Raw genomic sequence first — 24,968 nt, 5'->3', positions numbered from 1 at the left:
CGGAGATAAATTTAATGGCAATTATTGAATTAAAACATGTAAATGTCGATTTTGCTAATCATACTGATAAAACGGTTCATGCTGTTCATGATGTTAATTTATCAATCGAAAAGGGGACAATTTTTGGCATTGTTGGCTTTTCTGGAGCGGGTAAATCAACTCTGGTAAGAACAATTAACCTATTACAAAAGCCAACAGCGGGTATAATTAAAGTTAATGGTACAGAATTTATCAAAGATGGTCAGCAAATTATTACTAATAAAAATTTGCAAATTGCTCGTAGAAAAATCGGCATGATTTTCCAAAACTTTAATTTATTAAATGAAATTACAGTTATTGAAAATGTGGCTTTTGCCTTAAAACACTCTGGACTGAAAGAAAAAGAGATTAACGCCAAAGCACTACAATTATTAGAATTAGTTGATTTAAAAGATAAAGCAAATTTTTATCCGATTCAGCTCTCAGGTGGTCAACAACAACGTGTAGCTATTGCAAGGGCGCTAGCTAATGAACCCGATATTTTGATTTCAGATGAAGCTACTAGTGCGCTTGATCCTCAAAATACTCAACAAATTTTGTCTTTATTAAAAAAATTGCAACAAGAATTAAATTTAACGATTGTGCTGATTACTCATGAAATGGCAGCAGTAAAACAAATTTGTGATCAAGTCGCATTAATGCAGTTGGGTGAAATTGTTGAGCAAGGGAATCTACATGATATAGTGCTTAGGCCACAATCTGACTTGGCAAAAAGTTTTGTTGGCGGTTCAGGTGCAGTAATTAATACCTTGAAGTCCTTAAAATTAGCCGAGTTGAAAGATAATGAAGTAATATATCAACTTGTCTATAGTATGGCTAACGTTACTAAAACAATCGTGATTGACCTATATCGCGAAATAGGCGTTGAAGCCAGCATGTTATATGGTAACGTAGAACTTCTTGATGGGGAACCAATTGGCACATTGCTGGTTTTAGTTAAAGGTAATCCAACTAAGCAAGAAGCAACGCTTAAATTTCTTAAAGAAGCAAATGTAACAGTTACTAGATTAGATGAGAAGGGGAATTTGTATGGTTAGTTGGTTCTGCAAGATTTTTCCAAATGTTGTAAATTTAGGCTGGTTAGGTGATACTGGCTGGGGGACTAGCATTGGTCAAACACTTTATATGACTTTTTGGTCGGCTATTTTTGGGGGACTTTTAGGCATCATTTTTGGTATTGTCTTGGTATTAACTAATAGTAACGGTATCCGGCCTAACCATTTTTGGTTTAATTTTTGTGATAAAGTGGTATCAATATTTCGTGCAGTCCCATTTATCATTTTACTTGCCTTTATTGAGCCAGTTACTGAGAAAATCGTAGGAACCAAGATTGGAATTAAAGCAGCTCTTGTCCCTTTAACTTTGGGTGTTTTTCCTTTTTATGCTCGTCAAGTACAAGTAGCATTAGAAAGTGTCAGCCATGGTAAAATTGAAGCTGCTCAAAGTCTTGGGGCAACTATTTGGGATATCATTTTTACTGTTTATTTGAAAGAAGCACGCTCAGAATTAATTCGAGTATCAACTGTAACAATCATTAGTCTAATTGGGTTAACGGCGATGGCTGGAGCAATTGGCGCAGGTGGAATTGGCAATACAGCTATTTCTTATGGCTATACTCGTTATGATAATGATGTAACATTTATAGCTACTGTACTAATAGTAATTATGATTTTTATTGTACAAGTGGTAGGTGACTTTTTTGCCAAGAAATTAAATCATCAAAATAGATAAGATTTATAAAAAAAACAGCGATTTTAGTCGCTGCTTTTTTTATAAATCTTATTTAACTGCATCTTTTAATGCCTTACCAGGCTTAAATGCAGGTACCTTAGTTGCTGGAATAGTTAAAGTCTTACCTGTTTGAGGATTTCTACCTTTTCTTTCTGCCCGGTCACGAACTTCAAATGAACCAAAGCCGATAATTTGTACTTTTTCACCTTTAGCCAAGTTCTCCTTAATTGATTCAATTAAGGCATCGATAACCTTCTCAGCATCTTTCTGCTTAAGTTCTGTCTTCGCTGAAACTTCTTTAGTAAGCTCAGATTTATTAATTGAAGCCATATTTCCTTCTCTTTTCTATAAAATTTATTACTAGTCAAAGCAAGTTCGCAATAAACTATACGTAAACTTTGTAAAGCATTGTCTCACTTACCCTTTGACAACTTTTATTATTTTAGCACAGTTAGCTAGTCCTTCAATAGAAAAAAGCTAAATCTTATAATTATTTTGGTTCGCAAGTATTCTTTTAACCATTTGCTGATAATTAAGATAAAGTACTTTGAAATGTGTATGATTCTCTTTTTGCCAAGGCTTGGGTTTACCACAAAAATGTAAGATTGAAGTGTTTGCCATCACCCATTCGGTATTTATCTTGCCCGCACTTTTTGCTAAATAAACTGAATACGCACGTGCATCATAGTTCCAATTAATTTCTGGAATTTTTAAGATATTTTGCCCGTATAGATAATTTAAAATATCTTGATCTGGTAAAATTAAAATATTATGATATTTTTTGATTGTAGAAGATATAGCACTCAAACTGATTTTTTCTCTCATTTTATCTAAGTCCATTACCATAACACCAGAATTAAAATAGCTATTCTTTGTTCCCAGTCTAATACTATTGATGGAACTCATAATGTCTGTTAAGCCCTCATGAACTGCTGCAGCAAATATTTTTTTATTTAAGTTAATGTGCCATAAGGGCTTAATTGAATTAATGACTAGGATATCTGGATCTAAATAGATAATTCGATGCAAACTGGCAGGTAGAATTTGCCCTGCTAGAAGCCGAAAATACATTTCTTGCGGGTAATCATTGAAGTTAAGCAATGATTTTGAAAAATCAATCTTTTTATTAATTGTTAATGGTCGTAGTTCTATGCCTATTTTTTTACTAAAAATTTCAAGTTGCTTTAAAGTGCGTGCCTCAAGGTTAATATACAGTAGCCATACGCAAAATTCACTATCTGGATTATTTAATTTTAAAGAGTAGAGCATAACTTCTAATGGATGTACATAATTTTGATCAATTGTAACTAAAATTTCAATTGTTTCGGTAAATTTTTGTTTCATTATTATCCTCTTTCAAGAGAAATTGACAATATTTAAAAGTTATTCATATTTCAAGTTATTATAAAAAGAAAGTTGTATAATATGTTTAGTTCAATTTAAAATGTTAACGAGGTTTAAGTATGAATAAAAAAATATTAATTAGTTTTGTCGGTGTAGCATCTGCCCTTATTGGCTTAAGTGCTAGTATACCAGTATCAGCAGCTGAGGCGAATAGTCCAGTGGCAGGTAAAACAGAATTAGAAGCAAGTAATTCTTCTAAGACACCAGTGACGGATGCGAATAAAACTGATAATAATAGTAATAAAACAGCTACTGAGACTCCGAAATCTACAGAAAAGCCTAATGGTAATGCTATTGCTTTAATGGGTAAAACGGTTAGATTAACTCGAAATTCTTATGTTTATGATAAGCACGGTAAAAGAGTAAAGAATAAAAAGTTGAAGAAAGGTTTAATTGTTGGTATTAGTAGTTTTACTACTGTAAATGGCAAATCCCTAATTGGCTTTAATAATAAAGAGAATCAATTTATCAAACCGGCTAATGTGAAAATTTTAAAGGCGGTTAGATACAGAGTTAAGCGAAATGCTTTTGTCTATAATGCAAAGGGAGTAAGGGATTCACGTTATTATATAAAAAAAGGCAAAAAAGTAGTAGTATTTTCAACTAAGAAAGTCAAGGGAATTAAACTTGTTGGTATATCAGAAAAGCAATTTATTAAATGGGCTGATTTGGATCCAAAAAGTGCAGAAGTTTTAGCTGAATAAATATTTATTATAGTAAAAAGGGTAGTAAACCATTTATGTTTACTACCTTTTTTACTTTTTAGGATCAAAATTACGTAAAATTTCAATTCCTTGACGTTGATATTTATTAGGAACAAAACTTTTACGCATTGCGATTTGCATATAAGCCCAAAGTTTTTGGCCAGGTCGTAGGTGGATAATATGAATTCCTTGTTCATCCTGAATACTACTTTCCATCGCCAAGGCAATACCTACATTTCGTTTAACCAAATCAATCATTAATTTCATTGTCGGTGCAGTGTAAATAATATTAGGCGTAAAATCACCTAATTTTGCTTCCTCTTCAAGACATTCACGAGTTAAAAAACCGCGTGCTCGCGCAATAAATTTACGATTACGCAGGTCTTTAGCACTAATCTCGTGTGCATCCTTCCATTGATCGTTTGTACCAGTGATTATTACTAATTCTGTTTTTTGTAAGTTATGAATAAAATATTCCGGATCATTAATGGGTACCATCCAAGAGTAAATTGCTACATCAACATTCCCATTTGTTAAGTCTGCAAAAGCATCTGCAGAGCGTTCAATATGAGTTTCGATTAAATTAGTAATGTTTGCTTGATGAAATTGTTGGACAATGTCTGCTATATATAAACTACCGGCTTCGCCAGAAAAGGCTAAGCGTATTTTTTTATCGCTGGCATGCTTAACGTCATAATTGATACTAGCAATATCTTGAAGTAAAATTTTAGCTTTTTGGTATAGTAAATCGCCAGCGTCAGTTAACATTATTTTACTTTTACGATTTTTTTGTATGATCAAAGGATCATCAAATTTTTCAGCTAATCGTTTTACGGCCATTGAAATCGTTGGTTGGGTTACATCAAAAAAAGAAGCAGTTGCTGTATAATTTCCCGTTTCAACAAGTTTACAAAAATATAATAAGTCTTTTTCATTCATATGCTTACCTTAAATTAAATAAAAAAAATTTATAAATTTATCTGTTTAAATTATATTAAATTTTAAATAAAAATGCAAGAACACTAGATAGAGTAGTATATAGCTCATGTTGTCTGCCCTTTTTGGAGAAAAAATTTAATTAGACTAAATTTAAAATACAGATTATATTGCATGTAGTAAATATTTCTTAAGAAAGTGATGGTAATTAATTTGATCTACGATTCAACTCAAAAATGGGATGCAGTCTATGATGTAATTGTCGTAGGTTTTGGTGGAGCTGGGGCTGGAGCTGCAAGATTTGCTGCTGATAATAAGGCTAAAGTTCTATTAATTGATGCGGCTCCAGAAGGTCATGAAGGAGGCAATACCCGTTATGCAGGTGGGGCTTTTGCATGGAGTGATAACTTCGATGACCTGCGCGAATATTATAAGCAAACTTATTATCCTTTTAAGTATGATCCTAAAGACTTGGATACTTTTGTAAACAATGTTTTGCAAATGAAGGAATATGCTAAAAAATACTTTGATATTGAAGCTCAATATACAGGACGCCGACCTAAAGGTGAATATCCTGAATATAATCACGCTGAAACTATGCGTTCACAAAGTATGACTACAGGAATGTATAATGGTGGATTCTGGAAATTATTACGTAAAAAAGTATATGAACGTCTTGATCAAATAGATATTTGGTTCTCAAGTCCAGCAGAGCATTTAATTCAGGATCCAGAAACTAAGACTATTTTAGGAGTACAAATTAAACACAACGCGATCAAGCGTAATGTTGCAGCTCGCAACGGGGTTGTTTTAGCTTGTGGTGGCTTTGAGAATAACCAAGATATGGTGCAGACTTTTTTGGGCCAAGGATCATTAGCGCCAATCGGTACACTTTATAATCAGGGTAAAGGAATCGATTTAGCAATTGAAGCTGGAGCAAGATTATGGCATATGTCTAATTACGATTCACATGGTTTTTCCTTAAATGAAGGTAAGCCACGTGAAAAATTTGCGTATATGATTAATTGGAAGAGCTTGTTTAATGGGAGCATTTTTGTTGCCGGTGATGATGGTACTCGTTATTACCGTGAAGACGAAGAAGATCGTCATGGTTACAAATATAATCATGGCAACTGGATTATGCTTCCTAATCAGAATCATCCACACATTGTAATGGATGAAAAACAATATCATCAGTTAGCCAATGATGATTCAGCTCAAGCCGATCAGATTAAGCAATTAATTTCGTATGCAGTCAAAGCAGATTCTCTTACAGAATTAGCGGAAAAGATTACTGCCCCTAAACTAACTGAAGCAGTTGCCGATTTTAATTATCTGGTTGAAAAACAAAAACGTGATATGTTCCTCAATCGCAAGCTTGAAACGATGCGTGCCTTTGGTGCAGGACCATATTATGCAATTCCAATTAGACATAATATTTTACATACTCATGGTGGAGCACGGCGAAATGAAAAATGTGAAGTGCTTGACTTGCAAAATAACGTAATACCACACTTATATGAAGCTGGTGAACTTGGCGACATATTTGCAACCAAGTATGTTGGTGCAAATAGCATTGCGGATTTGTTAATTTCAGGCAAGATTGCTGGTGAAAATGCTGCTTTAGTAAAGCGTAAGCTACCTGCAGTTGATGTGGTTACTGGCGCTTCAGCAAATCCTGAGCTCAAATCCGATGCCCATGCTTTGGCAACTGATTATGAAGCTGGCGAAAATCAAGGCATTGGTATTAGTGAAAACGGGATTAATGATGTACCAATAGTGGTTAGAGTTACAGCTAATGGTAAGCAGCTGACCCAGATTGAAACTTTGCAACAGAAAGAAACACCTTCGCTGGGTGGTAAAGCGATTCCAGTATTGACTAAGGAAATGCTAGAGAAGCAAACAACTGATGTTGATGTAGTCAGTGGCGCAAGTACGACTAGTGCTGCCTTTAAAGAGGCAGTTAAGCAAGCAATTAATAATATTCAAAAGCATTAATTTATACTTGATAATACGCTAATTTTAAATAGAAAGTAGAGAAAATGTTAGATAAATTTGAATGGAAAAAGTGGATTTTACCACTTGTATTAGGCTTAGGGTTATGGCTTTTAACGCCTATCAGACCAACAGCTATTAATATTCAGGCATGGCACTTGTTTGCAATTTTTATTGCAACGATTGTGGCGTGTATCACTAAGCCATTACCTATGATGGCTACTACAATTATTGCTATTGTAATTGCTACCTTAACCGGCATTTTTAAAATGGAAGAAGTCACTGCTGGCTTTGGAAATTCAACTGCATGGATGGTAGCAATGTGTATGTTCATGGCAGCTGGTTTTATTAAATCAGGTTTAGGAAAAAGAATTGCTTATTTCTTTGTTAAAACTTTTGGTAAGCGAACATTAGGTTTGGCTTATGCCTTATCCATGGTTGAAACAGTGCTCGCCATTGGAATTCCAAGTAATAATGCTAGAGTCAATGGTATTATGTATCCAATTATTGACAACCTTTCTAAAGAGATGGGATCAGATCCTAAAAAGGGAACCCAAGCAGATATGGGATCTTACTTGGTTTTTAATGAATATGAAGTTAATATTGTTACGTCAACAATGTTTTTGACTGGATTGGCTGGAAACATGGTAGCTTTAGGAATTGCGAAGACGCAAAATATTGAAATTTCTTGGATGCAGTGGTTCTTAGCAGCAATTGTACCAGGAATCATTTCTTTGTTAGTTATCCCGTTTGTTTTATATAAAATTTATCCACCCAAAATCAAAGAAACTCCTAATGCGCATGTTTGGGCAGATAATAAGTTAAAAGAACTAGGCAAAATGACCTTAGCTGAAAAAATTATGGCCGTAGTTTTTATTTTAGCAGTAGCGCTTTGGTTAATTGGTCCTAAATTTGGTATTGATGCTACTTTAGTTAGTTTTATTGCCGTGGCTTTATTATTAATTTGTGGTGTTATTAATGTTAAAGACATTCTTGGTCAAAGTTTTGCATGGAATATTTTGACCTGGCTTTCAATTATTATGTTAATGTCACAAAAATTAATGCAACTTGGCTTTTTCCCATGGTTCTCAAAAACTTTGGGAAGTATGTTAAATGGTATGAATTGGGTCTGGGTTTTAGTAATTTTGTATCTAGCTTATTTCTATTTACATTATTTATTTCCTAGTGTTTCCACTCAAATTTCAGCCTTATATGCTGGCTTTCTTTCAATTGCGATCGGTGCTGGTGTACCTCCAATTATGGCCGCATTAATGTTGGCGCTAGATGGTTCATTATACTTGTCAACTACCAGTTATTCCGCTGGTCCGGCTGCACTCTTATCATCAACTGGTTATGTTTCAAATAAAGACTGGTGGCGGCTTAGTGCAATTATCGGAATAATTCTTAACATTATCTGGCTTGGCGGCGGTCTTTTATGGACTAAAGTTATTGGTATGTGGTAATTAATTGAAAAATTTCAGCCTTTGAAGTGCTCCATAATAGTTAGACATTAATTTAACTATTAGGAGCGCTTTTTTCATGACTAAATATTCAAATAGAAAGGGGTAGTTTATGAAAAAATGGTTAAACAAATAAGGCTCTTGAGTTTGGGAAGCCGGATATTAGATGCGTATTATCATTTGTAGGCGCAGGAATAGGGAAGGCACCGTTATTAAAGGCAATATTTGACCAATATGGTATATCTTGTAAAGGGTTAAATATTTTAAGTTAAAAAATAAAATATTATTTATATTGATTTAAATTAACCTTTATTTCCTGGTACTGCGGTTGATAATATTACTTTAAATAATAATGTTGACATATATAAAATAAAGTATTAGATTGAAATAATAGAAATTAAAAAACTAGTCATTTATAATAAATTTGATAAAAAGTAGCGAATAGCTTTAGCAAGGGCTTTATTGTTAACTAACAAGTTTTTGCTATTAGATGAAGCTACTTCTAGTAAGGTTAGAACTTATTTATTTTCTATAAATAGAGGCTTTATACAAATAGCTCATGAATTAAGCGAATAAGAAATTTCCAGGTATGGCCAAGTTATTAATTTAGGTGTATAAAAATGATAATTGATACCAAAAAACTTCAGAAGGAAGTTATAGATAATAAAAAAAGACATAATTTTAATACGACAGATATCAAGTTTGAATTGCTGCTATTGTATGGCAAAGTAAATGAGCTGTTTAAAGGATGGCTTAAGAGTGAGGCAAGAATTATATTTTTTGTCTCTAGTATGCATACTAAAAAATATTTTACATATTATCAATAAATTTAAGACAAGAGAGATAAAGTAATGACAACAACAATAATATACGCACATCCTTACACAAAAAGCTTTAACCATGCAATACTTAATAAAGTTATAAAAGCGATGAGAGATAATAAAGAAGATTATACAATTATAGATTTATATAATGATAAATTTGATCCAACATATTCTGCTAAAGAGTTATCTTTATTTAGTGTTGGAAAAACAATTGATCCTTTAGTTAGTAAGTACCAGAAAATTATCAAAAATACAGATAAAGTTATATTTATTTTTCCAATATGGTGGAATGATACGCCGGCTATTATAAAAGGCTTCATAGATAAGGTAATGAAGAAGGACTTTGCTTACAATGTAGGCAGTACTGGGTTAATAGGAAACCTTAACAATATAAAAAAGACGTTAGTTCTTACAACCTCGACTTCTCCGACATTTTATTTGAAGATGTTTTGTGGCAATGCTATTAAAAAAGTTTTTATTAATAGTACACTTAAGCAGCTTAAATTTAAAAATCGAGTATGGAAAAATTTTGGTAATATTGATCATAGTAGTATGAACAAAAGAAATGAATATTTGGAAAAAATAGCTAACTACGTAAGTGAATGGGTAGTGAAAAATAATTGAATAGGGTAGTTGTAACTGGTTTGGAATAATTAAGCCCTTAAGTGATAAGGTTACTTCGACTTGGAAAGCGGCTCACCTTTTGTCATACAAGAAAATTTAAGCCGTATATATAATAAACTCATTGGTGAAAGACAATCTTTATCTGATATAGGAGCAATAGTTGCTAAATATTTTTAGGTTCAATATTCAGCAGATGTAAAATTTTAAAGTTGGCAGTTACTTATGGCAGTTTCAATTTTGAAAATGATTATTGCTAGGTATAAAGAAAAGAATGAAGGACGCAGGTAAAGCGCCCTTTTTTGTGAGAAATAAATCTTGTAACTAGCATGTGATTTTTCATGGCTTTGTATTCGCTTAATAAAATTTTTGCTTTAAATATAGAATCGCGATTCTAAGAATAAGTACGTAAAGTTATCAATGTAAGTTAATAAAAAGCTCCTTAGAATCGTCCCCTCAGCATTACATCATCATCATCTAATTGAAACTACTAGCAATCGTAATGAAGTAAGTATTGCTTTATTCAGTGGCTATGCTTTTTTTAAGGATAAAACTAGAAGCAAAATATATCTATCATTTACAATGTAATTGACTTCTGTTTATGCCAACTGTGAGGCTACTATAAGAGTAGAGCTTAAAGCTAATGAAAGAAGTTATTGGGTTGGCTTGGCAACCATTACTTTTTTAAATAATCTTAAAAAATAGCTTATACACTAAAAAAATCAATTCTAAGTTTCGTTAGAATTGATTTTTTAATTTTAATTTACATCATTTACGTTAAAAGTATGTTTAGGAGGTACTGCAGGCAGTTTTGCCTTCGGTGGAACTAAGACTACTAAAACCTCCCCATATTGTCTACTTTCAAATTCATTTTTACTTTGCGGTACTACATAAGCACCAATCTTATAGCCTTTAAAATCTGAAAATGTTTTTCCCCTTAGTGCTAACTTATACTTTAACTGCTCTTTTTCAAATTCAACAAGACCATCTGGAGAGCCAGTATATCTTTCAACAGATTCAAAGTAATTATCATGATTACCTTTACCAACGATATGATCTAATACATAATCTCTTTCACTGGTAGCATCACCTTCTTGAAAAGCGACACTTGCTAAATTAGCACCAAATTGTACTTGACTATCCTTAATTGTACCAGGGAACAAATCCGCTATTTGATTATTTAAATTATTATCAATTAAATTAGCGGGAATAGCAATCCCTGTGTCAATCGGATCATAGTAAACATCTCCTAATTTAGGCAAGACAGCATCTTTTGGGCTTAAGAACACAATAAAGCGACCGTAATTTTTATTATTACTTGGAAAAACATATGAACCAACTTTATAATTCGCAAAATCAGAGATTGTCTTGCCTTGCGCAGCTAGTTGCTGATTTATTTGCTCTTTTTCAAATTGAAGTAACCCAGCAGTAGTACCTTCATATTTCGTATTATTAACAATTTTTATGATGTTAGCAGAATTTTCAGTACCTAATATATCATTTTGAAGTTTTTGAAGTGATGTAGATAAATGATCTCCATTTCTATTAGCTAAATCGGCTGCTAACTGTACTTGCTTATCCGGTTCGGCGCCAGTGAATAAAGCAGAAAGTTGATTATTCAAACTACTGTCAATATATTTTTTTCCTGTATACGTTACCGGAGGCACCGGATCGTAATATTTCTCAGCTGGATCATGCACATCTATACTACCATCTGTATCATCTGAGTAAACATAGGCACCCTTTGTTAAAAAGCCACGCCAAATATAACCACTATGCTTTTTATTGCCACTAATAACTTTATAATAGACAGCCTTAGTAGAGCCATGGCGCATGGTTACTGAAGAAGTCGCATACCAAGTTGTATGGGGAAAATTAATTAAATCATGTAACTTATGTGTATGATTCCAGTTCCAAACGGCTACACTCGCTTGAGGATCTTTGGCATGATACGGTCTAGCAGAGTATGAATAGTTTCGTATCCAATAATATTTTTCGGCATGAACCTGTGTAGTAGAAACACTTAAACCTAAAGCTAATGATGTGGCTGCTAAAAAAGTCCCAATCATTTTTTTGTTTTTCATGATATATACCTCCTAATCATGATTATCTATCAAAAATGTTATACCACAATTTGCCGTTAATTTGCCGCAAATATCATTAAATCAATTTTATTATATAAGCGAATCGAAGATAGTAAGTCTTTGGTTTAATATCAGCTGATATATTTGTTAATAATATTTAATTTTAAAATGAAAGGGAAAAATTAGAGAACAAAACCAATCTGCCTAATAATTGGACAGATCGGTTTTTAATATCTTTATGGCTAGGTCACTCTGATAATATATTAATCAGCATATGGTGAGTAGCCATGTTTTTTACTTAGTTCTTTTATTTCATTAATAATCTTGTTTGTACTAATGCTTTACTTTTTTCATTTTAAAAGTTAAATTAGTAGCTTTAAGAATTGAAATGTCGTTTAATCCATTTCCAAAACTTATTGTAAATTATTTTTTCATTTACTTACAAATTTTCAATTAAGTACAGGCTTACATATTATTGAAGTATGTCCGAACGATGTAATTGAGAGCATTGAACAATAATAAATAAACTAGTAGTAAGTAATTACAACCAACAGCTGGGAAAATTATCCAAGATACAGTTTCTTATAAGGAATCAATTCCTGGAAAAACCTATACTTTGCAAGGTATTGTTATGGATAGGATATAAATAGTGCTGTTCTTAATATATGGTGAAAAAGTAGAATATTCTAAGACTTTTATACCAACAAGTGCTAATGGTGAAGTCACAATTGACTTCAAGGTCGACGATCATCACTATCGTGATAGACATTTAATTATTTTTAAAACTCTTAATTAGACAGACTATAAATTTTTGACCATGTTGAAGTAATTTGCTTAGTTCGTTTAATATTTCTAAGATAGCGATCTACTGAAACTTGCCGAATAGGATACGCTGTTTCTTCAGCAGAAACTTGATGTGAGGGAAAGATAGAAAGTACTAAAAGTAAAGTGAAAGCACTCATAATTAAATATTTAATTAATTTTTTCATTTTTAACTCCTAAATTGATAAAACGCTTTCGATATTTAATACTATAAATAAATTAAGGCATATTATAATAATGTTGCTTGTATTACTTGTTAGTCTGATGTTTAAAATTATTTGGTGGTTCAATCATAAATAAAATTCCTGCGTCCATGGGAATTAAAGGATCACTTATATTATTATAATTGAAAAATAAATAAATTAGTCCACTAAAAAACAAGACAATTCCTATTAATTGCAATCCTTTTTGATAGATAGTCATATCTTCTTTTTTTACTTTTTCAGTATATTTACAGTGGTTAGAAAAAGAAACAATCTCAAAAAAACTTCCGATTATTAAAAAACTTCCAAAAAGAACAAAGCATATATATTTATTTACTGTAAATAAGAAAATGATTCCAATCAAAATTTGAACTAAACCAAAAATTCTCATTGCTTGACTATTGGTTAGTTTATTTTCAAACATATTTTTAACCTTTCCATCAATAAAAGCACACAAAAATACTTTTACGTGTGCTTTTTGTTAATTATAATTGATTATCCCATATATCCTATTCCTGCACCAACAGCAGCACATGCGGCTAAAATCCCCAAGGACCAATTCCTTATGGGATACACTGTTTCTTCAGCAGAGACTTGATGTGAAGGAAAGATAGAAAGTGCTAAAAGTAAAGTAAAAGCACTAACAATTAAATATTTAATTGATTTTTTCATGTTTTAACTCCTGAATTTAATAAAGCATTTATAATATTTACAACGCTAATTAAGGTGCATAAAAGTAAAATTGCTCGTATTACTTGTTAGTCTGATGTTTAAAACTATTTGGGGGTTTAATCATAAATAAAGTTCCCGCATCTATGGTAATTAAAGAACTACTAATGTTCTTGTAATTGCAAAATAATAGATTATAAAAGTTACTTTAGAAGTAAAAAATAATACTTTTGCCTGAAAATCACTTAAAAACAAATATTATAAAATTAGCCAAATTAAACCAATATCAAATGCAAGTAAAATTGAAAACAAATCTTTGTGACAAAGTAACTCTAAAATTCCAATCAAAAGAAAGCACATTCCAAAAAAATTACTTAAAATGACCTGACTTTTTCCTTTAAAAAAATCTTTCTTAGAAACTGGTTTAAAAAAAGAAATTCCGAAAATGAGAATTGAAAAAGATAGAAAGAATATTAGAAAGTAAATTTTTTTATTAGAATTAAGTGTCGCAAAACAAAAGACACTTATTATAATTTGAAGAAAACTAATTAATCTTAATCTTTCTTTAGTAGTTAGCTTAGTTTTATACATATAACATCCTGTCTTCGTGAAGTTTACACAATTAACGCTTGTGATGCTTGTGACTTGGCTTGTAAGTCAAATAGCCAGCACCAACAGCAGCTACCGTACCACACGCTGCCATTCCCCAAGGACCAAAAGGAGAATACAAACCAGCAGCAGTTCCACCAGTCGATAAAGCATTGTTAAATACATCTCCCCAATTATTTCCACCAATAATGTCAACTAGTTCTTCTTGATTAAGAGTTTTGTAATTATTCATTTCTTAACTGGAGGTAGGATCAATAAACAGAATCCAAAATCCATTGCTAGTAAGCCGGAACAAGGGTCTTTTATTATAATTATTGTAATTAGCCCAAGAAGACAGCAAATCATTCCTAAAATTTGATCCCCAGTGTCTATCGCAGACATTTCATCTTTTTTTGCATTCTTTTTAAATGATATCCTAGGAGAAAAGGACGCAAAGAAAAATAAAATTGCACATAAAATAAAAATCATAAAATATACAAAATGATACTTTTTGCTTTCAATGAATAGAAATATTATTCCTATAAATATTTGCATCAAACCACAAAGAAAAAAAGCCAACTTATTAGATAATTTGTTTTCGAACATATTAAATTCCTACTCTGTTTAATGATTTAATAAACAAAGAAACAAATATAAGTAATATATATGCTTCTTTTACTGTTATTTTTTATGGTATCCTGCCCAAGCACCAGTTAAACCTCCTAAAACTGTGTTGCCCCATCTATTGCCACCAGTAATGGATGATAATTGTTTCTCATTCGAATTCAGCACCTAAAAGAGCACATTCTGGCCCGCAAACTGCAACACCAAGACCGGCACCTTTTGAAATAGCCTTTACGGCGCCCTCTACATTTTCCTTCCAAGTATTTCTTCTACCACCAACGATAGTTACTAGGTCTTTATCAGATAATGTTGTAACTTCCATAATTTGTTTCCTTTAAAACATATGAAATTAAAACATATAAAATTTTATAACTATATAGTTTTCTAAAACTAAATTCATTTTAAATCGCTTTCTTAAATTCGTCAATAATTTTTTAATTTTTTTGAAATTTCAGCTTTTTTTTAAAATTTTATTAGTATAATTATAAATGTAATACTGTAAGCGTTTGTTTATGATGAAAATTATGAGAAATAAAATTTATATATCACAGATTGATGAAACAGATTGCGGTATTGCCGCACTGACAATGTTGTTTAAGCATTTTGGTACGCGAGTATCTTTAGCGAAGGTACGTAACACGGCTAAGATCGATCAAATGGAGACAACAGCTCTTGGACTAGTAAAAACGGCGGAAAAATTCAATTTTGAGACCAAAGCGATTAAGGCCGATATGTCTTTATTTGAAATTAAGGATTTACCTTTTCTTTTCATTACCCACGTGATTAAAGAAGGGGAGTTTGAACACTACTATGTAGTTATTGGAGCAACTGAAAAACATGTTGAAAACGCATCACTCAAACATGCGTTCGGAAAAGGCGTAAAAAAATTAGGTCAGATGACCTAATTTCGCTTAAACTTTAGTTGACAGGCATAGTGTCTTCAATAACTCCATTGCCAAATTTTGAAGCGTTCAATAAAGCTTGCTGTTGTGTAGTTAAATACCAAACGGCTTCTTTAACCTCAGTAATACTTGCGGAAGTTGAAGAATTTACGGTTTTAGCTTGTTCTAAAGCTTCATCATAACGAGCTTTATAAGTATTTACATAAAGTTCATTTTTATAGTTAGCACTAGCTACTATTACTTTTTCTTGATCAATTAATTTTTGTAAGTCTTGCTTGTCAGTTGTTGCCGCAACTTTTGCATCTGTGTAAGCTTCTTCAGGGGTATTTGCTGGTGTTAATTGTGGACCTGATAAGTAAGTCGTGTCAGCTGCTTTAATATAAAACAGTTGATTAGTAGTTGCGTTATAAAGATTACTTCTAGCGTCAGGAGTGTAATAATTTAAACGATAAAATAATTCTGCTTTATTGTCGTTAGGTACCCAAACATAAATTTCTCTGACTACGGGAATATCTTCATCTTTTGCAAGAGTAATATTTTTATTAGTAGTTTTCGGATTAAGAATTGTTGCAATATTGTAAGTATTACTGTTTTGCTTTAAACCAACATAAGTATACATCGTGTAAGTTGCTAATTTTTGTCTAGGTTGAGTTTTTATATTACCAATATAAATAAAAGCGTCAGTTGTACCAGCTATACGATAAACTTTTGACGTTGAATTACCATCTGGAATTTTAGTAATACAATCAACTTTCAGTTTCTGACCAGGTTTAACTAAAGTTCTGCTCGCTCCTGATCCAATATATCCCCCAGTTAAATGATTATGAATGTTTGCAGGCTTAAGAGTAACAGTAGTATTTGCCACATAAAGTGGTTGACCGTCAATTTCGTTAACGTTAGCCGCATTAATGTAACCACCGTGACCAATGCTGTAATAATATTTACCCTTGATTTTTTTATAAGGTAACCATGATTGATTGTAGTTGTCATCATTTAGTAGATAGTATTGCTTGCTGTCTTTTTCAATTGGTTGGACTGTGCCGGAATATTGTACATTGGTTCCTTTGCGTAAGTGAGTGTTAGACCAGCTGCCACAATATTTTTTAAGACGCCTACCTTTTTTATTATAGACATATGCACCGTGAATTAATTTTAGAGTGTTATTGTTAGATGTTGTTGCTGCAGTAATAGGAGTAGATTTAAGTTGTTGTGACACCGGCAATCCAGCCCCCAAAGTTAAAATACCAGCAATAGATCCAAGCAAGATTTTTTTACTTAATTTCATGTATTTCACCTCATAAATAGAAATAATAATTATACCCATTATAGTTCAATAGCAAACTAAGTTTAAACAATAACTTTCTTTCTTTTTAGAACGTTTGTTAAGGATGTTGTAATTAAACCGCTAAATACGGTAGAGGATGTGGTTCAGTATGTGGAATTAATACCTGGTCAAACTTATTCTGTTAGAGGTAAGTTAATGGACCAAGTACTGGATTACCTGTTGTTAAAAATGGTGTACCTGTCATAGCAACAGCTACCTTTAAGCCGAATATAACCATGGTACAGTAAACTGCAAATACTATCACTAAGTATTGTATTTATGTTTGGTAGTTTCGTTTACTTTACGAGAAAAGAACAAGCTACTGGCTTAAATTAATAGTAGAAAATGTAAAAGAAATTTAATTTTTAGACAAAAAGATAGATCAAGTACTTCTTTTGGAAAAGACTTGATTTATTTTTTTGCTTTTTTGTGCTGAAAAAGAAACCGGATTCATAATCATGCTAAAGACTAAAAACAATAACTCCTTCAACATATTGTGTTTTTATTATAGTTAAAGTACAATATGTTGTGGAAAATAAGTGATAAAAAGGAGAGTAGATTTTATTGAAAAAAAATCAAAAATTAATTATGTCAATTGTCGCAATTGGAACACTAAGCTTTTTGGGTATTGTAATTGAAACAGCGCTTAATATTGCTTTTCCAAAATTAATGGTAAAGTTTAAAATTCCCGCTAGCACAGTTCAGTGGTTAACAACTGGTTACATGTTAGTTTCTACTGTAATTATACCCTTCGGAGCATATCTGAGAAAGCGATTTCGTGCAATTACGTTGTTTAGAGTAGCAATAATTAGTTTTTTAATTGGAACAGTTTTAGCAGGAGTTACTTCAAGCTTTTTCTTGCTTCTATGTGGTCGAATTATCCAAGGAATTGCTGATGGTATTGGCTTACCATTAATGTTTTCAATTATTTTAGAGCAATCTCCTAAAAAGAAAGTAGGCTTTTTTATGGGACTAGGAAGTTTAGTAATTGCTTTTGCCCCTGCAATTGGTCCAGTTTATGGTGGAATTGTTTTAAAGTATTATAGTTGGCAAACTTTATTTATACTAATAATACCTATAGTATTAGTTATTTGGCTATTAGGTGAATTTAGTATTACGCAAAAATTTAACGTTTTTAGTATTTCTTTTGACTATCGTGGTGGTATTACTTTAACTGGTTTATTAATAATTACACTATTATTAATAGTTAGTACAGCAAGTAAAAGTAATTATCGTATTTTTTTATTGTTAACTGCTATTATTTGTTGTATTCTCTTTATTTATTTCGAAAAAAATAATAAAAATTATATTATTGATATATCTTTGTTTAAAAATCGACAATTTGATATATTTCTGATTTCTTTTTTTCTACTACAGTTAATGTCATTAAGCATGTCATATTTAATGCCGAATGTTTTAGAAATAATATTTCATTTATCAACGGCAAAAACGGGCTTGCTTGTATTACCAGCAGCAGTAATTGATGCCATAATGTCAGCAGTTGCTGGAATAATTTATGATAAATTAAATCATGATTTTCCAATCTTGTTAGGAGAAGGACTTATTTGCGTCTCTTTTCTATTAGCAAATATTATATCAGTTGCACCAATTAATCTGATTATAATTTATTCAATTTTTATGTTTGGATTGGGTTTGTCGTATAGTAATATTATGACAAGAAGCTTAGCAAATTTACCTATTCAATCGACCAATGACGGCAATGTAATCTATATGACTGCACAATCATATTCTGGAGCAATGGGAACAGCAATAGCAGCCTCAATTTTAACATTTACACAAAACGATTATTTTAATTTTATAAATGGAACATTAGCTGGCCTAAAGATTAACTTTAAAGTTTTGTTCTTTTTATCGATAATAGTTTTAATATTTTGTACAACAATAATTTTAAGAGATAAAAAAATGACCAATAAATGACTAAAAAAATTGCAAAAGAAAAATTTATGATGATGCCAACAAGACATGTTTTTACATGCGTCTAGAGTAGCTATTCTGACTAAACAAATGTATGTAACTTATTACGGCAATAATAAAACTAGTCTTTTTATTATTGAAGCTGCGGGTTATTTACATGAGGTGATTGACGAAAAGCTATCTTCTAATATGACTAAGTCACTTCAAGAAATTAATTCATTATTAATCAGTCAAAAAGTATCTCAAGAAAATAAAGACATGATTTTTAATATTATTCAACATATGTCCTACTATTGCTCCCTTCTATATTCTATAAATAAAAATCCAATAGGAAGCAAGGTGGTGCTCTAAAAATCTTTAAATTTTTGCTTAAATTTCCTCAAAAATTTAACTATAATCGGCTAATATAATAACTTAGTTTCAAATTTTATAATGGTTATAAGCTTATTTGATATTCATTTTTCTAGAAAGTTAAGAACAATTAAATTAGATTCAAATTTTTTAGTTAAAGAGATTAATTAGGTTCTGCTTCTTAATATCAACCTGTGGCATCGTCCATGCAACTTTTACCGTTGCCTATGAACAACAAGCAACATAATTATTAGCTACTTGTTTTTGATTAACAGGAGACAGATCTTTGCAAAGTAGCATTAACTTTTGACTTTGATAATTAGAGGCAGTAGTTGGTTAGTATAAAGATATAAGTGTTTCTTCAGTTACGCTTTCCTTATTATTTACAAATAAGTTGTTGGATCATTTGGTGATTATATAGGGTAAATTAAGCTAGTTAATTGGGAACCTTATTTATATAATTATATTCTATTAAATAAGGTAAATAGACTTTTTTATTCTATAATACTGGCAAGTATTTAACTTCATTTTACAGTTAATCTTTTTTAAAATTAACAATATATTTCTTTTGTGATATCTTGGGACTCAACTAGTGTTCATGTAGAGAATATCTAATTTATTATTTATATTAAATTATAATAAAATGGTTACAATTGATGGTAATGTTTCAATTAAGATTCCTATTAAAAGATACAGAAGAACTTTATCCTTTATGGGGAATAGATATATTTATTCTTCTAGATTAGAAGATATGATTAGAAAATTATCTATTGCTTAGGTGTCGATGTTTACAAGAATTTCTAATGACCAACTTATTATTAGTTTTAAAGAAGGTATTTTTAATTATTGGAAAGATTTTTACCATAATTTAGAACAACTTATTTTTTTCTACTCCTGAGCAATGGGTAGGAGCTAGTGAATACCGAAAATTAATTATGTAGTAATGATTAATAAGCAATTATTAATATTAGGCAAGGAGCATTATGATTGTTAGATATTATACTAAATGGAAGCTTGTAGCACTTATAATACTTGGCATAATTGCTAGTACACAAAATATTGTGATGGCTTATGTGCTAGAAACTATGACAAATGCATTAGCAGACAAAAATTTGCATGAGCTACCTCATATGTTTTTAGTTGCGCTAATTTTATTCTTAATCGTTTTAGTAGCCGAGTTAGGCTATAATTATTTAAAAAATGATGCTGTTAGGGAAGTCAATACCCTTTTGAGAACTAAAATTCTCGCAGGAATGTTAGAAACTTCTAAAGAAGATAATGCTTCAGCTCTAGGCTTTTTAACCAATGATTTTAAATTATTAGAAACTAATCGGTTTAATGCTGAAATTAATATTGCCTTTTATTTTGTGACGGTGGCAATTTCATTAATTTATGCAATATATATTAATATGATTTTGACGGTATTTTTTCTAATCGGTTCTACGCTTCCAATCCTAGTTTCAGCTTTATTACAAAAGCCAATACGTAAAGCTTCAAAGCAGTGGACTGAAGCCAATAGTAAGTATGTTAGTCAAATAAAAAATATCTTAGCAGGAACGGATTCATTAAAGTTATATCACAAGCAAGCCAATGCTGTTAATGAAAATTTACCAAAAGTTTCAAGATTAGAACAAGCGCTGTGTAAGATGAATTTATTGAGTAATAATATTCATACAGTTGTAGGCTTTGTAGGAATTTATGGTACATTTGTCATTCCAGCCTATTTAGGTGGTCTAATGGTATTACACGGGCAAACAACGATGGGTGTTCTGTTTGCAATTGTTCAATTATCAAATTCATTTATTAATCCGCTTATGCAAATTTTAGAAGAGCGCAATCACTTATCAACGACTCAAGATATTGTAAAAAAGGTTAATTATTATTTGGATCTGGCAGCTACCAAGGAATCAGCAGCCCAATATACTTTCCATAAACAAGTGAATTGGCAAAATATCTGTCTGGTAAGGGATAAAAAGCAACTTTTCAGTGGGCTTAATTTAATTATTAATCCTGAAGAAAAGATAGCAATTATTGGGCCTTCTGGCAGTGGTAAGTCTACTTTGCTCTATTTTCTGATGTCTAATAAATTTGGGAAAGCATCAAATATTTTGCTTGATAATCAAGAAGTCAAAGCTGATCAAATATCTAATCTATTTGCATATTCCAGTCAAGCACCAGTTATTTTTGCTGATACACTTTGGTTTAATTTAACCTTAGGTGAAAAATTATCTGTGACCGAAGTTGAACAAGTTTGTGAGCAACTAGAGTTAAATACTATGGTAGAAGAAAAGGGATTTGATTATCAATTAGGGGATAATGCCGACAAGCTATCTGGTGGACAGTTAGCGAGAATTGAATTAGCAAGAGCAATTTTATCGAAACGTCCAATTTTATTACTTGATGAAATCAATGCTTCACTTGATCAAGCAACTTCAGCCGCAATTCATCAGATATTATTGCATTCAAATTTAACCTTCGTAGAGGTAATTCATCATTATCAAATTGCTGATTTAGACAAGTATGATCAGGTAATTAATTTAGCGGATTATCAAGATAGGTAAATAATAAAATGTCTAACCTTTTCGTTGCACTGCATTTGTTAGAGATTTTGATCAGAAAAATAGTCTTATTTAACTTAATATATTAAAATAAAAAATTATAAAACTAATGAGTAAGTAGCTAGTCACTCATAGGTTAGGAGAAATTAGCCCATCTAATGAGGCTAAGCTGAAAGGATTAATTATGCTAAAAGAAGCTTGCGTTGAAAATTTTACTGCTATTCCCCAAATGATTGCTGCTGGTGCAACAAGAATTGAACTTAACAGTGATTTAGCTCAAGGTGGACTTACACCATCATTTGGTGTAATGAAACAAGCAATATTATATGCGCACCAACATGGCGTAGCAGTTGTAGTTATGATTAGACCACGTAGTGGTGATTTTGTCTATAATGAAACGGAATTAAATATAATGATTAATGATTTGCAGCTAGCTGCCTTGTTAGATGCTGATGCAGTCACCTTTGGTTGTTTGAAAGAGTCAGGGGTACTTAATTGCGAACAGATGCAAAAATTAATTACTTTAGCTCAGGAACTGAATTTAGAAGTGGTTATGCATATGGCATTTGACCAACTACAATTGGCACAGCAACATTCAAGCTTAGATTGGTTGGCAAATCATGGTGTGAAAAGGATTTTAACTCACGGTGGACCACTAACGGAGCCCATTGAAACTCATCTTGCCTATTTGAGCGAATTGATTACTTGGTCAAAGGGGCAAATAACGATTTTGCCAGGAGGAGGAATTACCGTTGATAACTGTAATCAAGTAGCGCAATTACTGGGAGTTAATCAAGTTCATGGTACAAAAATAGTGATTAAATGAGTAGGATATCAGATAGTATAAATTAAATTTAAAATTAGCAAAAATAGATATTAATTTAAAGATGAACATATTTCATCTTTTTTATTTGGCTTATTTTTCTTGCACATATGATTGTTAATAAACAAATCTAGACGTAATTAAAATTATATCCTGACAATTACGCAAAATAGGTAAAACTAAAAAATAACATTTTTATAATTTGAGCCTCTTCTTTGACATCATTTACCAAGCAACGTAAATTAAAGGTAACTAGTTATAGATAGGATTGATCAAAAAGGGTAGGATACAAATATGAAAAATATGGATATGGGGCATGAACAGCACCTAAAGCAAGCAGATCAAAAAGATAACATGCAAATGAAAAATGATTCTCAGCAAGCGATGAGTGACCATAAGATGATGATGCATGGTGGTCAGATGATGCAGATGGGAAATTTAAAGCAAAAATTTTGGTGGTCTTTTATTTTAGCACTACCAATTTTATTGTTATCACCAGCAATGGGATTTAATTTACCATTCCAATTCTCTTTTCCGGGTTCAGATTGGCTAGTGGTTATTTTTGCTACTATTTTATTTTGGTATGGGGGAGAAATATTTTTACGAGGAGCTTATGCGGAATTAAAGCAAAAAAAGCCAGAGATGATGACGCTAATTTCCTTAGGGATTGTCACTGCGTATCTTTATAGCGTATACGCCTTTATTCAAAATAATTTGGTACACAGTCAAATGAAGGTAATGGACTTTTTTTGGGAATTAGCAACTTTGATTTTGATTATGCTCTTAGGTCATTGGATTGAAATGACTTCTGTGATGAAGGCTAGTAGTTCAGTTCATGACTTAGCAAAGTTATTGCCAGATAAAGTACATGTACAAACAAGCAATCAAATTGAAGAAATCAAGATTAACGATGTTCAAAAACAAGCAACAATCATTGTAAAACCTGGTGAAAGTATTCCTTTAGATGGCATAATTATCAGTGGTTCGAGTACTGCTGATGAGTCTTTAGTTACCGGTGAAGCAAAGCAAATCACCAAGCAAAAGGGGCAGCGAGTAATTGGTGGTTCAATCAATGGCCCAGGTACGCTGACTATCAAAGTTACCCAGACGGCTAATTCTGGTTTTCTGGCTAGTGTCAATAAGTTAGTTCAGTCTTCACAGGCAGATAAATCGAAATTGCAGACTAAGGCAGATCAAGTTTCAGGTTGGTTATTTTATGCTGCATTAATAATTGGACTTTTGGCTTTGATTGTTTGGACTAGTTTTCAAGGAATCGCTAGTGGATTAGAACGGATGGTGACCGTGTTAGTAATTGCCTGTCCACATGCCTTGGGACTGGCTATCCCATTGGTAAATGCTAAAAGTACTGCTCTTGGTGCTAAACATGGTCTACTTATTCGCAATCATAATGCAATAAGTTTAAGTTCCCAAATTAATTATTTATTGCTAGATAAAACGGGAACATTAACTCAAGGAAAGTTTCAAGTTCGGCACTATGCTAGTTTAACTAATAAACTTGATTCTAACCAAGTCTTGACCATTATGGCATCGCTAGAACAGGATTCAACTCATCCTTTAGCTCAAAGTATTTTACATTATGCTCAATCTAAAAAGATAAACCTACTGCCATTAACTAATAGTCAGAACATGACAGGTGCAGGCGTCAGTGGAACTATTGAGCAACACACTTATCAACTAGTTAATGAAAAAGCAGCACGCAAACAAGTCAGTAATTTTCCTAAGCTAGCAGCTGATAAAGATACAATTAGTTATCTTATACAAGATAGTCAACTTTTAGGTTATATAGCAGTGGGGGATCAGATTAAAGCATCAGCTTTTACTTTAATTAAGCAAATTAAAGAACGTCAAATCACCCCCGTAATGCTAACTGGTGACAATCAAAAAGTAGCTGATAATATAGCTCTTCAACTTGGAATTGATCAAGTTTATGCTGAACTTTTGCCTCAAGATAAAGAAAAGGTAGTTAAAAAACTACAATCTGCAGGTAATAAGGTTATGATGGTGGGCGATGGCATCAATGATGCTCCTAGTTTAGCTAAGGCTGATATTGGAGTAACGATTGGGACTGGGACTGATGTTGCGGTTGATTCTGCTGATGTGATTTTAGTTAATAGTGAGCCAGAAGCAATCATTAGTTTCTTGGACTTAGCGCAGAAAACGCAAACCAAAACAATTCAAAATCTCTGGTGGGGCGCAGGTTATAATATCATTGCCTTACCCTTAGCTGCTGGAATTTTAGCACCATGGGGCTTAGTTTTACCGCCAGCGGTAGGCGCAATTTTAATGTCACTGTCAACAGTTATTGTTGCAATCAATGCTGAATTTTTAAAAATTTAAATAAATAGCAATT

23 protein-coding genes and 2 pseudogenes are annotated in these 24,968 nt (G+C 32.0%); 14 read left to right on the top strand and 11 right to left on the bottom strand.

What is annotated here, in order from left to right; all coding sequences use genetic code 11:
* The first annotated feature begins 14 nt into the window (after window positions 1–14).
* Together BM203_RS01135 and BM203_RS01130 are read left to right on the top strand one after the other, a co-directional pair.
* Complete coding sequence (locus tag BM203_RS01135) at window positions 15–1,076, top strand: methionine ABC transporter ATP-binding protein (RefSeq protein WP_090092087.1); 1,062 nt, start codon at window positions 15–17, stop codon at window positions 1,074–1,076.
* Window positions 1,069–1,770, top strand: coding sequence for a methionine ABC transporter permease (locus BM203_RS01130; RefSeq protein ID WP_090092086.1), 702 nt, complete (start codon window positions 1,069–1,071; stop codon window positions 1,768–1,770). Before BM203_RS01135 ends, BM203_RS01130 begins: the two co-directional genes overlap by 8 nt.
* A gap of 48 nt (window positions 1,771–1,818) precedes the next feature.
* Here BM203_RS01130 and BM203_RS01125 read toward each other — a convergent pair whose 3' ends face one another.
* Together BM203_RS01125 and BM203_RS01120 are read right to left on the bottom strand one after the other, a co-directional pair.
* Window positions 1,819–2,100, bottom strand: a complete 282-nt coding sequence (locus BM203_RS01125; protein ID WP_090092084.1) for an HU family DNA-binding protein — start codon at window positions 2,098–2,100, stop codon at window positions 1,819–1,821.
* A gap of 147 nt (window positions 2,101–2,247) precedes the next feature.
* The gene (locus BM203_RS01120; RefSeq protein ID WP_090092082.1) at window positions 2,248–3,114 is read right to left on the bottom strand and encodes a glycosyltransferase family 8 protein; all 867 of its coding nucleotides are present in this window, start codon (window positions 3,112–3,114) and stop codon (window positions 2,248–2,250) included.
* Between the two features lie 119 nt (window positions 3,115–3,233).
* Between BM203_RS01120 and BM203_RS01115 the strand changes: the two genes are divergently transcribed.
* Entirely contained in the window at window positions 3,234–3,878 is a 645-nt protein-coding gene (locus BM203_RS01115; RefSeq protein ID WP_090092081.1) for an SLAP domain-containing protein, read from the top strand.
* A gap of 51 nt (window positions 3,879–3,929) precedes the next feature.
* Here the strand turns inward: BM203_RS01115 and BM203_RS01110 are convergent, their stop codons facing one another.
* A complete protein-coding gene (locus tag BM203_RS01110; RefSeq protein ID WP_090092079.1) occupies window positions 3,930–4,817 on the bottom strand; it encodes a LysR family transcriptional regulator in 888 nt (295 codons plus the stop codon).
* A gap of 198 nt (window positions 4,818–5,015) precedes the next feature.
* Between BM203_RS01110 and BM203_RS01105 the strand changes: the two genes are divergently transcribed.
* The 4 genes and pseudogenes from BM203_RS01105 to BM203_RS01090 all read left to right on the top strand — a co-directional run bounded on the left by BM203_RS01105 (window position 5,016) and on the right by BM203_RS01090 (window position 9,717).
* On the top strand, window positions 5,016–6,812 hold the full coding sequence (locus BM203_RS01105) for an FAD-binding protein (RefSeq protein WP_407656038.1): 1,797 nt from the start codon (window positions 5,016–5,018) through the stop codon (window positions 6,810–6,812).
* A gap of 44 nt (window positions 6,813–6,856) precedes the next feature.
* Window positions 6,857–8,272: a DASS family sodium-coupled anion symporter gene (locus tag BM203_RS01100; RefSeq protein ID WP_090092078.1), complete on the top strand. Its 1,416-nt coding sequence runs from the start codon at window positions 6,857–6,859 to the stop codon at window positions 8,270–8,272.
* A gap of 617 nt (window positions 8,273–8,889) precedes the next feature.
* Window positions 8,890–9,033: pseudogene (locus tag BM203_RS08745) on the top strand (nucleoside triphosphate pyrophosphohydrolase family protein); the annotation flags it as partial.
* Between the two features lie 87 nt (window positions 9,034–9,120).
* Window positions 9,121–9,717, top strand: coding sequence for an NAD(P)H-dependent oxidoreductase (locus tag BM203_RS01090; RefSeq protein WP_090092076.1), 597 nt, complete (start codon window positions 9,121–9,123; stop codon window positions 9,715–9,717).
* 755 nt (window positions 9,718–10,472) lie between these two features.
* On the opposite strand, the gene BM203_RS01085 is transcribed toward BM203_RS01090, so the two are convergent.
* Entirely contained in the window at window positions 10,473–11,798 is a 1,326-nt protein-coding gene (locus BM203_RS01085) for a hypothetical protein (protein ID WP_090092075.1), read from the bottom strand.
* 556 nt (window positions 11,799–12,354) lie between these two features.
* Between BM203_RS01085 and BM203_RS08355 the strand changes: the two are divergent.
* A pseudogene (locus BM203_RS08355) lies at window positions 12,355–12,594 on the top strand (VaFE repeat-containing surface-anchored protein); the annotation flags it as partial.
* Here BM203_RS08355 and BM203_RS01080 read toward each other — a convergent pair.
* The 6 genes from BM203_RS01080 to BM203_RS01055 form a co-directional block, all read right to left on the bottom strand.
* Window positions 12,587–12,787, bottom strand: coding sequence for a hypothetical protein (locus BM203_RS01080; RefSeq protein WP_090092073.1), 201 nt, complete (start codon window positions 12,785–12,787; stop codon window positions 12,587–12,589). The pseudogene BM203_RS08355 and the gene BM203_RS01080 sit on opposite strands and share 8 nt — an antisense overlap.
* Before the next feature lie 82 nt (window positions 12,788–12,869).
* Window positions 12,870–13,247, bottom strand: coding sequence for a hypothetical protein (locus tag BM203_RS01075; RefSeq protein ID WP_090092072.1), 378 nt, complete (start codon window positions 13,245–13,247; stop codon window positions 12,870–12,872).
* Between the two features lie 71 nt (window positions 13,248–13,318).
* A complete protein-coding gene (locus tag BM203_RS08350) occupies window positions 13,319–13,495 on the bottom strand; it encodes a hypothetical protein (RefSeq protein ID WP_159428272.1) in 177 nt (58 codons plus the stop codon).
* Between the two features lie 619 nt (window positions 13,496–14,114).
* On the bottom strand, window positions 14,115–14,333 hold the full coding sequence (locus tag BM203_RS01065) for a Blp family class II bacteriocin (protein WP_090092069.1): 219 nt from the start codon (window positions 14,331–14,333) through the stop codon (window positions 14,115–14,117).
* Entirely contained in the window at window positions 14,330–14,686 is a 357-nt protein-coding gene (locus BM203_RS01060) for a hypothetical protein (protein WP_090092067.1), read from the bottom strand. Before BM203_RS01060 ends, BM203_RS01065 begins: the two co-directional genes overlap by 4 nt.
* A gap of 169 nt (window positions 14,687–14,855) precedes the next feature.
* On the bottom strand, window positions 14,856–15,026 hold the full coding sequence (locus tag BM203_RS01055) for a Blp family class II bacteriocin (protein WP_090092066.1): 171 nt from the start codon (window positions 15,024–15,026) through the stop codon (window positions 14,856–14,858).
* 193 nt (window positions 15,027–15,219) lie between these two features.
* Between BM203_RS01055 and BM203_RS01050 the strand changes: the two genes are divergently transcribed.
* Window positions 15,220–15,609 (top strand): cysteine peptidase family C39 domain-containing protein, encoded by a 390-nt coding sequence (locus tag BM203_RS01050; RefSeq protein WP_244269954.1) that lies wholly within the window; start codon window positions 15,220–15,222, stop codon window positions 15,607–15,609.
* A 13-nt stretch (window positions 15,610–15,622) separates the two neighbouring features.
* On the opposite strand, the gene BM203_RS01045 is transcribed toward BM203_RS01050, so the two are convergent.
* Entirely contained in the window at window positions 15,623–16,891 is a 1,269-nt protein-coding gene (locus tag BM203_RS01045) for an SLAP domain-containing protein (RefSeq protein ID WP_090092064.1), read from the bottom strand.
* Window positions 16,892–17,494: 603 nt separating this feature from the next.
* On the opposite strand from BM203_RS01045, the gene BM203_RS01040 reads away from it, so the two are divergent.
* The 5 genes from BM203_RS01040 to BM203_RS01020 all read left to right on the top strand — a co-directional run bounded on the left by BM203_RS01040 (window position 17,495) and on the right by BM203_RS01020 (window position 24,955).
* Window positions 17,495–18,868: an MFS transporter gene (locus tag BM203_RS01040; protein ID WP_228150101.1), complete on the top strand. Its 1,374-nt coding sequence runs from the start codon at window positions 17,495–17,497 to the stop codon at window positions 18,866–18,868.
* Window positions 18,869–18,913: 45 nt separating this feature from the next.
* Window positions 18,914–19,216: a hypothetical protein gene (locus BM203_RS01035; RefSeq protein ID WP_090092060.1), complete on the top strand. Its 303-nt coding sequence runs from the start codon at window positions 18,914–18,916 to the stop codon at window positions 19,214–19,216.
* A gap of 983 nt (window positions 19,217–20,199) precedes the next feature.
* On the top strand, window positions 20,200–21,777 hold the full coding sequence (locus BM203_RS01030; RefSeq protein ID WP_090092058.1) for an ATP-binding cassette domain-containing protein: 1,578 nt from the start codon (window positions 20,200–20,202) through the stop codon (window positions 21,775–21,777).
* A 181-nt stretch (window positions 21,778–21,958) separates the two neighbouring features.
* Complete coding sequence (locus BM203_RS01025) at window positions 21,959–22,600, top strand: copper homeostasis protein CutC (protein ID WP_090092055.1); 642 nt, start codon at window positions 21,959–21,961, stop codon at window positions 22,598–22,600.
* A gap of 291 nt (window positions 22,601–22,891) precedes the next feature.
* A complete protein-coding gene (locus BM203_RS01020) occupies window positions 22,892–24,955 on the top strand; it encodes a copper-translocating P-type ATPase (protein ID WP_228150102.1) in 2,064 nt (687 codons plus the stop codon).
* The last annotated feature ends 13 nt before the right edge of the window (window positions 24,956–24,968 follow it).

It is taken from the genome of Lactobacillus bombicola, from assembly GCF_900112665.1.
GTDB classification, from domain to species: Bacteria; Bacillota; Bacilli; order Lactobacillales; family Lactobacillaceae; genus Lactobacillus; species Lactobacillus bombicola.
Note: the sequence above shows the minus strand (reverse complement) of the source record. Positions and strands in the feature narration are given on the sequence as shown.